This window comes from Paenibacillus sp. P4_E11, assembly GCF_056401635.1.
On the sequence record NZ_JBFUIX010000035.1, the window covers coordinates 1 to 13,596 of the forward strand.

General features: G+C 49.8%; 14 protein-coding genes. 10 read left to right on the forward strand and 4 right to left on the reverse strand.

Features of this window, described 5'->3' with window-relative positions; all coding sequences use genetic code 11:
* On the reverse strand, positions 1–931 hold a 931-nt coding region (locus AC1DWB_RS15170; protein ID WP_477541916.1), incomplete at its 3' end, for an FtsW/RodA/SpoVE family cell cycle protein.
* Between the two features lie 10 nt (positions 932–941).
* Positions 942–1,283 (reverse strand): YugN family protein, encoded by a 342-nt coding sequence (locus tag AC1DWB_RS15175; protein WP_477541917.1) that lies wholly within the window; start codon positions 1,281–1,283, stop codon positions 942–944.
* Positions 1,284–1,470: 187 nt separating this feature from the next.
* On the opposite strand from AC1DWB_RS15175, the gene AC1DWB_RS15180 reads away from it, so the two are divergent.
* Positions 1,471–1,908 carry a CBS domain-containing protein gene (locus tag AC1DWB_RS15180; protein ID WP_477541918.1) on the forward strand — a complete coding sequence of 146 codons (438 nt, stop codon included), beginning with the start codon at positions 1,471–1,473 and terminating at the stop codon, positions 1,906–1,908.
* A gap of 62 nt (positions 1,909–1,970) precedes the next feature.
* On the opposite strand, the gene AC1DWB_RS15185 is transcribed toward AC1DWB_RS15180, so the two are convergent.
* Positions 1,971–2,720, reverse strand: a complete 750-nt coding sequence (locus AC1DWB_RS15185) for a thermonuclease family protein (protein ID WP_477541919.1) — start codon at positions 2,718–2,720, stop codon at positions 1,971–1,973.
* 219 nt (positions 2,721–2,939) lie between these two features.
* Between AC1DWB_RS15185 and AC1DWB_RS15190 the strand changes: the two genes are divergently transcribed.
* The 3 genes from AC1DWB_RS15190 (at position 2,940) to AC1DWB_RS15200 (ending at position 7,354) form a co-directional block, all read left to right on the forward strand.
* Positions 2,940–4,694: a DNA repair helicase XPB gene (locus tag AC1DWB_RS15190; protein WP_477541920.1), complete on the forward strand. Its 1,755-nt coding sequence runs from the start codon at positions 2,940–2,942 to the stop codon at positions 4,692–4,694.
* Positions 4,691–6,727, forward strand: coding sequence for a helicase-associated domain-containing protein (locus AC1DWB_RS15195; protein ID WP_477541921.1), 2,037 nt, complete (start codon positions 4,691–4,693; stop codon positions 6,725–6,727). Before AC1DWB_RS15190 ends, AC1DWB_RS15195 begins: the two co-directional genes overlap by 4 nt.
* Before the next feature lie 186 nt (positions 6,728–6,913).
* Complete coding sequence (locus AC1DWB_RS15200; protein ID WP_477541966.1) at positions 6,914–7,354, forward strand: YlbF/YmcA family competence regulator; 441 nt, start codon at positions 6,914–6,916, stop codon at positions 7,352–7,354.
* Between the two features lie 74 nt (positions 7,355–7,428).
* Here AC1DWB_RS15200 and AC1DWB_RS15205 read toward each other — a convergent pair whose 3' ends face one another.
* Positions 7,429–8,457, reverse strand: coding sequence for an asparaginase (locus AC1DWB_RS15205; protein WP_477541922.1), 1,029 nt, complete (start codon positions 8,455–8,457; stop codon positions 7,429–7,431).
* A gap of 68 nt (positions 8,458–8,525) precedes the next feature.
* Here AC1DWB_RS15205 and AC1DWB_RS15210 point away from each other — a divergent pair, with 68 nt between their 5' ends.
* The 6 genes from AC1DWB_RS15210 to AC1DWB_RS15235 all read left to right on the forward strand — a co-directional run bounded on the left by AC1DWB_RS15210 (position 8,526) and on the right by AC1DWB_RS15235 (position 13,501).
* Positions 8,526–8,786, forward strand: a complete 261-nt coding sequence (locus tag AC1DWB_RS15210) for a YlbG family protein (protein ID WP_477541923.1) — start codon at positions 8,526–8,528, stop codon at positions 8,784–8,786.
* Positions 8,787–9,121: 335 nt separating this feature from the next.
* Complete coding sequence (locus AC1DWB_RS15215) at positions 9,122–9,559, forward strand: hypothetical protein (protein ID WP_477541924.1); 438 nt, start codon at positions 9,122–9,124, stop codon at positions 9,557–9,559.
* A gap of 202 nt (positions 9,560–9,761) precedes the next feature.
* Positions 9,762–10,673 (forward strand): selenium metabolism-associated LysR family transcriptional regulator, encoded by a 912-nt coding sequence (locus AC1DWB_RS15220; protein ID WP_477541925.1) that lies wholly within the window; start codon positions 9,762–9,764, stop codon positions 10,671–10,673.
* A gap of 15 nt (positions 10,674–10,688) precedes the next feature.
* Positions 10,689–11,534, forward strand: a complete 846-nt coding sequence (locus AC1DWB_RS15225; protein ID WP_477541926.1) for a PHP domain-containing protein — start codon at positions 10,689–10,691, stop codon at positions 11,532–11,534.
* 46 nt (positions 11,535–11,580) lie between these two features.
* Positions 11,581–12,468 carry a UTP--glucose-1-phosphate uridylyltransferase GalU gene (gene galU / locus AC1DWB_RS15230; protein WP_477541927.1) on the forward strand — a complete coding sequence of 296 codons (888 nt, stop codon included), beginning with the start codon at positions 11,581–11,583 and terminating at the stop codon, positions 12,466–12,468.
* Between the two features lie 31 nt (positions 12,469–12,499).
* Entirely contained in the window at positions 12,500–13,501 is a 1,002-nt protein-coding gene (locus AC1DWB_RS15235; protein WP_477541928.1) for a Gfo/Idh/MocA family protein, read from the forward strand.
* Positions 13,502–13,596: the final 95 nt, after the last annotated feature.

Below are 13,596 nucleotides of genomic sequence, written 5' to 3' on the forward strand. Positions count from 1 at the left end.
TATCCGTACTACGAAGAGCAACAAGCAGTCCGCGCCATATGAAGGCCAGATAGAACAGAAGAAATACGACGGTTCCAACGAAACCAAGCTCTTCCCCAATAATGGCGAATATGAAATCGTTGTGTGCTTCCGGCAAATAGTGCAGCTTCTGAATGCTTTGTCCAATGCCAGCTCCAGTTAATTCTCCATGACCGAAAGCATACATCGACTGCACGATCTGATAACAAGATCCCTGCGCGTCTGACCAAGGATYCATGTAACAGGAGATACGGTCCATCCGATAACCGAGTGAATCTGCGGAGAATATATAGATGAGCACACCCAGACAGCCAATAATCGCTACAGCTGCTGATGCAGTCAAGATATGCTTCATATTCGCCCCGCCGACAATGATGACCAGTGATGCGCATAGCACGAGAATGACCATAGAACCGAAATCGGGCTGCAGCATGATCAGGAAAGCGACGATTCCAACGATAACGACAGAAGGGACGAGTCCTCGTCGAAATTCTTTGATTTTGTCCCCTTTTTTACTTATCAGACCAGCTAAATATAAGATTACGGCCAGCTTGGCAAATTCAGAAGGCTGCATGCTGAAGCCAGCGATGATAAACCAGCTTGTAGCTCCTTTTACTTCATGACCGATAAAGGGAACGAGCGCTAACAGGATCAACACGATGATGAAAAAGGGTTTTAAAAGCAGCCTCAGCTTATTCATCGGGATATTCATAAGAAAAAACATGCCAATTGTGCCGAGTACGGCAAAAATGGCTTGTTTTTTCACGAAATAAAATGCGTTGTTATTGTAGTCCTTGGACGAGATGGCGATAGCGGAGCTGGCGCTGAATACCATGACCAGACCAAAGCCGACCAATAAAAAGGTGAGCAGCAGAAGCAGGAAATCCGGCGTTCCTCTTCGCGATGGCTGCATAAAGTTCCCCTTAGTCCGTCAGTTGTTTTTTTAGATCGTTTAGCTTCTGCTCGGCGATTTTGACGACAGGCTCCGGAACGGCCGATTCATAATCCAAACCATGAGGGAACGTGCCTCTCCCGAGATAAACTTCTTCTACAACCAGTATCGCGTGTGGCGATTCCAGCTTTCCTTCTACAGCACGTGTGTTGATGCGAAGGAAATACTCGTCACCATTATGGTCAATTTTCAAATCGTATGTAGCGCGATAATATTCCCATTGCCAACGAACGAATCCGAGCGCAGTCGAAACGGTATCTAGATGTTTCAAGTCACTTTTCAAAGCTCTAAGTCCAGCATTCTCGATAATCACAGCATTACCCTCCTGAGGTTCATTTGTCTTTATTCATGATAGTATGTTTCCCGGAGTTGTGCAAGTGAAGCATTCGTTACGAAGAAGTGGTATGCCATAAACTCGCAGGAATCGCAGTAGATGTGCTGGGGTACTTTAATGATGTACTTAATAAGACAACCGCTATGAGGGAGGCCAACCATACCCGATGAAAACGATTCGCGATATTATGAGCACGGACTGTGTGACTGTCACGATGCAGGACAATATTTATGAAATTGCGGTGAAAATGAAACAAAACGACATCGGTTTTATCCCGGTTGTTGATGGAGATCGGCTGATTGGAGTAGTGACAGACCGCGATTTGGTTGTACGAGGTTATGCTGAGAAACATTCCGGCTCCAGCGCCGTCAAAGATGTCATGTCGCAAGACGTAACGACGATCACCTCGGATACATCGGTGAACGAAGCTGCAAAGCTGATGGCCAGCAATAAGATCAGACGCTTACCGGTTGTTGATGGTGGGAAGCTGGTCGGTGTTGTGGCTATTGCGGATTTGGCGGTTCGTGAAATCTTTGTGAACGAAGCCGGAGAAGCGTTAAGCGACATCTCGGAAAACGTAGATCACATGGCTTCATCTAGATAATACCGACTAGACAAAGCAGGAAACCCGCACCTGAATCTGGTGGCGGGTTTCTGCTGAATTGTTTAGTCTTTGGATTTTCGGAAGCCTGCTGCTTGGGCTTCTTTTTCGTCGCAAAACAGTTGTTCCGCTACCGTCTCTTCATAATAACGTCCGCCCGGCATATGATATATTTTGTCCTTCTTGGAGTTAATGTTGCCCTTGATCTTGGGTTGCGCACATTTCGTATTTGTGCTCGGTGGGGGTGCAGATTTCGTTGGTGCTGTTGAACTTGGCGCATTTGCTGAACCTKAAGTAAGCCAAAGCCCCTTATTGTTAGATCTTGCTTCACGTTCAAGCTCCAGAAACTTTTTCTGGAACATCACATTGGGCTGAATGGTCATCGTATTCGCATAACCCTCACTTACAAGCTGCTCATTATACATGACGGATTCACCAGCTATGAATACATATCGGAGCAGCCTTCCATACGTATCCTTGTCACCTGCATCTCTGAACATATAAATCGGTTTGCCTGATAACATTTTTTTCGTAAAATCGCTCGCTTCCTTGCCATAAGCTTCTACTGGACTGTTCGGCTTGACCGTTTCCGGCGTATTCACTCCGATCAATCGGACTTTCTCGCCTTGCTTCGTCTCGAATGTGTCGCCATCAACAACCCGCTTCACATCTGCTTGCGTCCAGGGTTGGTTTTTGAGTTCAGGGTAAGCTTGGAGGATCGATTGGACATCGGTGTCCGGCTTGGCGGAGGTGGTGGCGGTACAACCGGCCAGGATACATAGAAGGAGCAGGAGTGGGAAGATTCGGTTGAACAAGAACTCACCTCATTAATAGAGTTATGAAGTCCCCGCAAAGGGGCTTCGCCATGGAAAAAGCTTCGAAGGTTCACGTCACTTTGTGGGGAATTTAATTTATTATACCTGACTATGAGACGGTCCCACAACGATTTGACCTGTTTCGTGTTTAAATCCGTTTCCATCCCTTCATACTAGGAATAAACCATTTATACACTTTGGAACGGAGGCTGTCATTCCATGAATTACAATCCTGAGCAACCGCTCCTAGTTCAGAGCGATTCAACTGTGCTGCTGGAAACGAATCATAACAAATTCGAGAGCTTGAGCGTGGAGCTGGGGCAGTTCGCCGAATTGATCAAAGCCCCGGAACACCTGCACAGTTATCGCTTAACACCACTATCCTTATGGAACGCGGCTTCCTCGGGAATGTCTGCCGATCAGATTCTGTATTGTCTGCGCATCAACAGCAAGTTCGAAGTGCCCGGTCAAGTACAGAATAACATTCGCCATTATGTGGCGCGCTATGGGTTAGTCCGGTTAGTTTCTCGGAAAGACGGCAGTATGTTACTTGAATCGGACGATCCAGCCGTAATCAATGAACTTGCGAACTATACGTCCACCAAAGCTTTCTTTGTCAGGATGATCGACCTCTATAAGATTGAGATCGTGCCTGCCTACCGGGGAATCATCAAGCAGGAGCTAATTAAGCTGGGCTATCCGGTCACCGATACGGCGGGTTACCATCAGGGCGAGTCACTGACGATGTCGCTCAGGGTAACGAGTGAGGCTTCCAAGGGGTCTAACGATGTTACTCATAGTCAAGGCGATGTCAAGACATTCTCAATGCGGGACTACCAGTTGAAAGCGGTGGAATCGTTGTGTTCGGAGGATGAGCGCCACGGTGGTAGTGGAGTTATCGTTCTGCCCTGCGGGGCGGGCAAAACGATCGTAGGAATAGCAGCGATGGCGCGTCTGCAATGCGCTACGCTCATCTTGACTACGAACGTAGCGTCTGTCCGACAATGGCGGAAGGAGATCCTGCAGAAGACCGATTTGCCGGAAGAAGCAGTAGGGGAATACAACGGAGAACGTAAAGAAGTGCGCCCTGTGACGATCGCCACTTATCAAATATTGACACATCGCAACCGCAAAGACGATCCGTTCTCGCACATGCGGCTCTTTAAGGAGAGGGACTGGGGATTGATCATCTATGATGAAGTCCATCTACTACCGGCTCCAGTATTTCGCGTAACGGCTGATATTCAAGCAACTCGACGACTGGGACTTACAGCTACTCTTGTTCGGGAGGACGGCTGTGAGGACGATGTGTTCTCCTTAGTTGGTCCGAAGTTATTCGAGGCAGGGTGGAAAGACCTGGAGAAAGAAGGATGGATCGCCAAAGTTCGTTGCACCGAGCTGCGAGTCTCGATGCCCAGGGACGTTCGAGATGCATATGCCGCTGCGGAGAATCGCTCCAAAACACGGATTGCTGGCGAGAATCCGAATAAGCTGGCGGTTATTCGTGAACTACTCCGTCGGCATGACCAAGAACCGACACTCGTTATCGGCCAATATYTCGATCAACTGAAGCTCATCTCGGAAGAGTTACAGGCTCCCATGATATCGGGTGAAATGCCGCACGATGAGCGAGACGATCTGTACGCACGCTTTAATGAGGGAAAAATTCGTACACTAGTTGTTTCCAAGGTCGCTAATTTTGCGATTGATTTGCCGGATGCACGAGTTGCGATTCAAGTATCCGGAAGCTTCGGTTCTCGACAGGAAGAGGCGCAACGACTGGGTCGTATATTAAGACCTAAGGCCGATAATGAAGCGTTCTTCTACACACTTGTCTCGGATGAATCGAGAGAACAGGAATTCTCCATCCATCGGCAGCTATTCTTAGTAGAACAGGGATATCGCTATGAAATCCGTCAAGCGGAAAGCTTGGGAACGAATAGGTATGCAAGCCAGGAGGCGGGTGTGGAATGAATGTAGCTTTTTTTGCTCAAAAACTGCCAATTACGATAGCGGAAGAAATTCGCAAACAATTGGACAATGCTCTTCCTGCAGTGTCTTCCAAAGAGGATTATTCTTTGCAGCAACTGCTTATTGCCCCGGATGTTCTGGAGCTTTTATACACAACACTACGCGAGATGGAAATGCTTACGTTGCGACTTATTGTCACAGCATTCGGTTGTGAGCCCTTTGATGATGCAAAGCTGGGGAGGTCCGGTCGTTCGCAACTGTCAGGAGCCGCGATTAAGGTTGGTTTAATGCGGCTGTGTCGCAAAGGGATCGTATTCGCTCTAAGAAAGTCATGGGGTGAGCAGTTGTACATGCTCCCGGCTGATACGATGGCCATATGGAGCAAGCTTCTATTCCCGGTCAATCACCAACAGCTACACTCGACGAAAGAAGAGACGATTACAACGTCGTCAATCGAAGGACCACTTCCCTCGGCACGAATACTAACTGCACTTGCTTATTGCTTCAGAGAAGGTCTTCCGCTCACACAGAAAGGAACGATCGCCAAAAGGCATGTCATGAAGCTTACAGCCAAGCTCCGATTGTTGGACAACGAGGCAYGGGTGCCTGCGATTCGGTATGTAGGCGAGGATACGTATCCTTTTACGTTCGCTGCGATTGTCGATATGTGTTTGCGGTTCGGGTTGTTAAAGGCACAAGCCCATTCGTATATGCTAAATGAGGACAAGCTAAACATCTGGCTGGAACAGTCGGAGGAGGAGATGAATCAGAGTATATACGCCAGTTTGTTTCAACTGCTGGTGCCTGTAGAGCCTTCGATGCGTCATTGGATTGTTCGATCCGAAGAACAAGCACCGCGATGTTGGTTTTCCATCAAGCAATTAATTACAGAACTTGAGCAGCGCATGATCATCCAGAGCGGATCTCTTCATATCGATGGTATCATATCACATTGGCTGCAGCCGCTAGAGTCCCTCGGCTTTATTGAGATGGGCTATTCCTTAGATGGCGAACGGACCGCACGGTGGACTACACCCGCGGCCCGTACGGAAGCTCATCAAGCAGCTGTGGAGCATTCCCTGAAGAACGAACCTATATTTGTGCAACCGGATTTTGAAATCATCGTTCCACCAGGAGTCTCTTACAAAGCACGCTGGGAGTTGGAACAATTCGCTGAGCAGGAGCAAGCCGGGGGAATTAGCCGTTATAGGCTGACTCGAGAATGCACGATTCAAGCACTGGAGGCAGGATACGCTGCAGAGCGCATCTTATCCACACTGCGCAAGCATGCCAAGTACGGAGTTCCGGAACTAGTGGAATATTCACTAACCCAATGGGCAGGGCAGTACGGAAGGGCAGCGGTGGAGGACGCAGTTATATTCCGCTGCCGGGATGAGGACACAGCGAGGGAGATGCAACAAAACGTGAAGTTGAAGCCGTTCTTGCTAGAGCAAATTGGACCACTCGTCTGGCTTGTCGAGCCTAGTAGCGCACAGGCTTTGTTCGGACAGCTGGAAGCATGCGGCTACAGTCCCAGTCGTTTGTCACTTGGCTTCGACGCCGATAAAGGCAAGTCGGACTCCCGTGCGTCATCCGCTTCTGACCCTGTATCGGGACGTCAGCAAACTTTGGCAACTCGAACTATTAAGCAGACGGAATCACGAATCGGAGACGATGATCCACAAGGACTTATTTACTCCAGAGTGTCCGTGCAGTATTATGATATTGAGCGGACCTTTCCACGGTTGGAGGATTTGTATCCGGGTTTGCAGGATGTACCTAACATTTGGCTGAAGGAATGCAGGTCCTATCACGCGGCGACCCGAATGGATATGATCCGCAAAGCAGTGGAATGGAAAGCATGCGTTCGATTACGGCAGGAGGGTCAAGACCGTCTGCTTGTACCAGAACGTCTGGAAGGAACGTCGGAACGATGGATCGTATCGGGGTATAATCCGACCGGTGAAGTGAAGCTTTCTCCCGAACAGTGGGAAGAGATGCAGCTTGTGCTACCGGGCATCAACGACGAAGGATAAGAAGCGCCAGCAATACATCACTTTTTGGGGTATAGACATCGGGGTCCCCGAAAAGTAATCGGAATAAGCTACGACAGATCTACGTCACTTTTTGGGGTAAAGGTATGGGGTCCCCGAAAAGTAATAGGAATAAGCTACGACAGCAATACATCACTTTTTGGGGTAAAGTTAGGAGGAACCGCCATGATGACCATAACAGAACCGGCAACCATCGATGTAGCCGAGCTTTTGTCGCAGGCATATGAGGTAGGCGACATGATTAACGCTTCCGCCGAAGTAGCGGATTATGCATATTGGAAACGCCAAGTCGAGATGGACACGGACGTGCAGTCCGCATTAAGCCGATTTGCACAGTTGAAAGAGAAGTTCGGGGAGACGGAACGATTCGGTCACTTTCATCCGAACTACCACGAAGCGTTAGATGCGGTGAAGGTGGCGGAAGAGAAGTTGGAACAGTATGATTCCGTTCGCCGCTTCAAGGAAGCGGAAGCGAAGCTGGACGATCTGTTATTCAGTGTCTCTGAGGCGATCGCGTTCTCCGTCTCGGAATCCATTAAGGTGCCGAGCAACAATCCGCTCCCGACTAAGAGCGGATGCGGTTCAGGAGGCAGCTGCAGCTGCGGCTAGATAGCCGCTGCGCCTGTTGCCTACGTGCAGCGCGCCTGTTGCTCGCTGCACGATCTGGCAGACTACAAGCTGCATCAGAGCTGATGCAGCTTGTAGTCCGGTTCAATGGAGCCGACGATGTCGCCGGCCCAATTGCGTACAGGCGGCGTGTGGAACACGCACAGCTGGTCAAGCTCGTCGGCGCTCAGCCAGCCGAGCTGACTAAGTGCCTCGACCACGCTCGGGTACAACGCGCGCTGGGCACCGTCTTCGATCTTGACCGCGAGCGCCATGCCGCTCTCGGGATCGGTCACGGCGAACACGCCCTCGGCGCCCATCTTGCCGATGAGCCGGCCGCCCGTCGCCTCGACCAGGCGTGTGTCGAATCGGCCCGAGCCGGCCAAGTAGAACGGTGCGCGGCGAATCGCCGCTACGAGCGTCCGGCACGCGTCCGCACGCGTCTGTGGCACCAGCCCATCCGGCTGGCCGAAGACGGCGTAGGCGCGGGCCAACGCCGCGAGCGGCATGCCGAACACCGGCACGCCACAACCGTCGGTACCGAGCGCGATCCGCTCGGACGGAATGCCGCTCATGGCGCTGACAGTCGCCAGCATGAGCTGCTGCACCGGATGCGCCGGCGATTCGTAGCCTTCGAGCGGAGCGGCAAGTCGCAACGCCAAGGCGAGCATCCCGGAATGTTTACCGGAGCAATTATTGTGTAGGGTAGTAGGCACTTCGCCGTTATGCTTCATTCGGTCAGCGGCAGGTTCATAATAAGGGTAATGGGGACCGCAGGCTAGGTGATCCCCGTTCAACCCTAATTTATTGAGAAAGCGCTCTATCGCTTCGAGATGGCCGCTTTCACCGTTATGAGAAGCACACATGAGTGCGATTTCTTCCGGGACAAGCCCATAGGCTTCGACAGCACCCGATTCAATGACAGGAATAGCCTGTAATGGCTTGGCAGACGATCGTGCGAATGTAGTGACCTCAGGGTTCCCTATGGAAGCAACAAGACGTCCTTGGGTGTCAACGACGGCGATATGACCCCGATGCACCGACTCGACCAACGGACCGCGTGTAATGGAAACAAGACGTTCTGCATGCAATGAATGATTAGACATAGATGATATCACTCCTGAGATACAATGCTCGGTACGGGAGAACGAAAAACGAATAGGAGGGGCATGTCATGTTCCCTGAACGCACCGGCCTTATTATTTGGGTTAATGATTTGAAATCCATTAAGAACTTGGAACGGTTCGGTTCCATCCACTACATTTCCAAACGAATGCATTATGTGGTGATCTACATGAATGCGGATAAAGTGGACGAAGCGACCAAAGCCATCCAGAAATATCCGTTTGTAAAAAAAGTCGAGCGATCGATGCGCAGCGAAATCCGGACTGAATATAATAGTAATGTACCGGATAAATCCAAACTTTACACATAAGATTGTTTCCATTGAATTGTGGCTACGGAAGCCTATGCTAAACCTTTTGCAAAAAAAAGTCCAATAGGTTAGTCGAAATTGCGCACACCCTGATGCTCAGCTTACTATGGTGCATAGGGTGTGTTTTTAATAAAAAAGTACTTCTAACATAAGTATGGCGACACAAATGATAACGCTAAACTTTTGTTCTAAATTTCACGCAATTCACAATATTATATAGAAATTAAAAAAATGATGCATTTTTCAATTGGAAAATATTTAGAAATCGAGTAAAATAAAGCTATCTTGCTGTACATAGGAATAGAGACCTATTTTATGGGGATGGGGATACAATCATGAAGGATAAGATGATGGATAGGTGGAATACTTATGAACCATTTTATGTCTTGCTGGGAGATAAGAAAGTAGCAGATATTATCATAACGAACCATGCCCGTTCTCGTTGGGCGGATCGTGTAGAATTCGAGAAGACCGGGTTTGAAGACATATGCGCATTTTTGTGGGATCGACTGAAGAAAGAACAAGTGCAACCGTATTACAAGAATGAGAAGGACGTTTATGTGATCGAAGAAGATTTGGTCATGGTGGCAGAGTTCACTGTGCTGGAGAATGAATTCGACATTGCGGGCAACCCGCTTCATAAGATGATCGTTGTCACGTTTCTCGGTCGGATGTCCGAAGTGATTGAGCTAAGGGATCTGAAGTCGTACTATTCCTGGCTACGCCACTCCCGGAGAATGACCTTGATCAAGAATAGCCGCAAGCGCAAGTAAGCGTGGCATGACAACAAATACGAGCTGGACTCCTTAATCCGGATGAATGAGAAACTTGACATGACTGAAGCCTAGGGCATGTAGAATTTCCTGCATGCTTTTTTGCGTTGAACGTTGCAAACCGATGATGGTTAAGATAGATTTAATTTATTGGATTAAGCGTTTCGCAGAAACGCACTTCGTTAGCAGGGGGTAGGAACGCGTGGCGCTTAACTTTCACCAACTGCACATCTTCTACACGGTTGCCGAGAAAGGCAGTTTCTCTATGGCAGCTCAAGCGCTCCACATGACACAGCCTGCGGTAACGATGCAAGTGCAGGGACTGGAGGACTACTTCGGGACGAAGTTGTTTCAGAGGTCAACCAAGAAGATCGAGATTACCGAGGCCGGACGGACGTTGCTCCCTTTCGCCAAGCGCAGCATCGATCTGATCAAGGAAACAGATGTGGCTATGTCTAAATTCACGCATATGGTGGAAGGACGGCTGCAGCTAGGCGCAAGCTTGACGATTGGAGAGTATGTGCTCCCACGTCTACTTGGCCCGTTCAGTAGAGAATACCCGAATATCTCGGTCAGTATGAAAGTAATGAATACGACTCAAATTCTGGAAGAGATCCTGAATCATCAACTGAATTTCGGTCTGGTCGAAGCACCTGTTCATCATGCTGACGTGCGAACTGAAGTGGTATTGAATGATGAGCTGAAGCTGATCGTACCGTCCGACCACCCGCTCGCCGTGAAGGAAGTCATATACCCCGAAGATCTGGCCCATTATCCGTTCATCTTGCGTGAGCAAGGTTCCGGTACGCGTCAGGTGATGGAGCAAGAGTTGCTGCGGGTCGGCATCGGTCCGAGTCAGTTGAAGATCGTCATGGAGCTTGGCAGTACCGGAGCGATCAAATCAGCGGTGGAAGCCGGCTTGGGCATCACGGTACTATCTCCGTCATCGGTGAAGCACGAAGTCGCGCTAGGCTTGTTCCAAGTGAAGCGGATCGAAGGGGTCACGTTCACCCGACACTTCTATTCGATCTACCTGCAAGCGACGCTGCTGCCCATATCAGCTGTAACTTTCCTGACGTTTCTTAGGGAAAAAGATTTGCAGGTATGGCTATAAGAGGAGGAGGTGGTTATGGTGAACGAGGTTGATCTGCATATGCATACTACTGCTTCAGATGGGACGAATGCACCTTCGGAAAATGTAAGACTGGCGAAGGCTGCCGGGTTGTACGCAATCGCGATTACGGATCACGATACCGTAGCAGGATTCGCAGAAGCGAGGCTAGCAGGGCAACAGCAGGGCATACATATCGTACCAGGTGTTGAGATCAGTACAGTGGCGAATGGTCAAGATATTCATATTCTGGGGTACTATATGAATGTGGATGACGCATTGTTGCTAAGTCGGCTCCGACAGTTGAGAAATACGAGAGAAGAGCGCAACACTCTCATTCTAGATCGTTTGCAGGAGCTTGGAATGGCCATCACAATGGAGGAAGTGCTTGAGCAGGCTGGTAAGCGTGTACTAAGCGACGAGACAATCGGACGCCCGCATATAGCCAGTGTGCTTCTTAACAAAGGCCATGTGTCCTCCATTAGCGAAGCATTCGACCGATACTTGGGTAAGGGTGGAGCCGCTTATGTGAACGCGCCGCGAATTACTCCGTTCGATGCTGTAGATTGGATCAAGGAAGCAGGCGGTGCCGCCGTAGTCGCTCATCCGGGCTTGTATGGGGATGACGCGCTGGTGGAATCAATCGTGCAATATGGAGCGGTAGGAATTGAAGCTTACCACTCTGACCACTCGATGGAAGACGAAGCCCGATATGCAGCGATGGCCACCCGGCTGGGTGTTCTCGTAACCGCAGGATCGGACTTTCACGGCGTCCGCAATGGACATGAGTTCCATGCACCGATCGGATCACGAAGAATAGGATCTGAAGTGCTGGAACAATTACAAGCTGTTATTCGTACATAAATAGACACAACTTTTCTTGCGAGAGGTTAAGGAGAGGAATCACACTATGGTTAAAATCAAAAAAGCAATTATACCCGCAGCAGGTCTCGGAACCCGCTTCCTGCCAGCGACAAAAGCTCAACCGAAGGAAATGCTGCCGATCGTGGACAAGCCTGCGATCCAATACATCGTCGAGGAAGCAATCGCTTCTGGAATCGAGGATATTATTATCGTAACTGGCCGCAACAAGCGGGCCATCGAGGATCACTTCGACAAATCAGTCGAGCTGGAAACGATTCTTGGAGAGAAAGGCAATACCGAATTGCTGCAGCTCGTGCAGGATATTTCCAACATGGTGGACATTCATTACATTCGCCAGAAGGAGCCGCTTGGTCTCGGTCATGCGGTGCTGTGCGCCAGGAAATTCATCGGGAACGAACCATTCGCCGTTCTGCTGGGTGATGACATCATTAATTCAGATCCCCCATGCTTGAAGCGGATGCTTGAACTGTACGAGCAGCAGCATCGTTCCGTTATTGCGACCATGCAAGTTCCTTGGCAAGATGTTGGCAAATACGGTGTCGTGTCGCCGGAATCGGGACAAGGGTCGAACTATTTCTCCTACATATCTGATCTGGTCGAGAAGCCAGACCCAACGGAAGCTCCTTCTAACCATGCAGTCATCGGACGGTATGTGCTTGACCCGGAAGTATTCGAAATTCTGGAGAAGCTTCCGCCTGGACGAAATGGGGAAATTCAACTTACGGACGCGCTGCGCATCTTGAACCAGAAGCAGTCGATGATCGCTTATCATCTGGAAGGCAAACGCTACGATGTCGGGGACAAGTTCGGCTATATCGAAGCTACGATCGAATTCGCTTTACAACGGGGCGATCTGCAGCCACAAGTCCAACAATACTTGACCAATCTTGTTCGGCAATGGGATACGAAGTAAGTTTAGGAAACATCTGAAGGGGTGGGGAACGATGATTCGAGTAGCAATGTTAAGCTTCTGGCATGTACATGCCAAAGACTATGCTAGACAAGCCAATGAGCACCCGGGGACACAAATAACCGCGATATGGGACGAGCTTCCAGAACGAGGCCGCAAGGAAGCAGAGGAGCGCGGTGTCCGCTGGTACGAATCACTGGACGAGCTGCTGCAGCAGACGGATATTGACGCCGTTATCGTCGATGCGCCGACGAATATCCATCGAGATGTAATGGTGAAAGCAGCTAAGGCAGGTAAACATATATTCACGGAGAAAGTCATCGCACCGACATTGAGCGAAGTGAACGACGTTCTGGATGCTGTGCGTGCGAATGGTGTGAAGCTCACCGTGTCACTGCCGCGTGTATACTATGGTTATACACTAGCGATTAACGAGGTGCTGGAGCAAGGTTTGCTAGGTACCGTCTCGTTCGTTCGCGCCAGGTTGGCGCATAACGGCTCAACAGCCGGTTGGCTGCCAGAACACTTCTTCTCGTTGGAGCAATGCGGTGGAGGGGCGCTAATCGATCTCGGTTGCCATCCGATGTACTTGGCTCGATTGTTCCTCGGCTTGCCCACGCAAGTAAGTGCACATTTCGGCTACGTGTCGGGCAAGGAAGTGGAAGACAATGCAGTAGCTGTTCTGCAAAACGATGCAGGGGGCATTGCTGTTGTAGAAGCAGGCTTCGTCACTTCATTCTCGCCGTTCGAGCTTGAAGTCCAAGGGACAGAAGGCTCCTTGCAATATAGCCAATTAGACGGTAAGTTGTTGCTTCGTAGTAGCAAACTCGGGGAAGAGGCCGCGAAGCAATGGAGTGAACTTCCTATTCCGGCGGATCAGCCGACTGCATTCCATCAGTGGGTCGATCATATCGTGAACGGTACGGAAGCAACCGACAATATTGCCTTGGCTGTTGACCTGACGACGCTCATGGAAGCAGCGAACTTGTCGGCAGAACGGAAACGTCCTGTGCGACTGGATGAGATCACAGCGTAACATTAATAGCGATCATCAACCTGTACGTATCCAATGACAAGAAAGCCATCCGAACCTTATCTGGTACGGGTGGCTTTCTTTGTCATATTAAAATT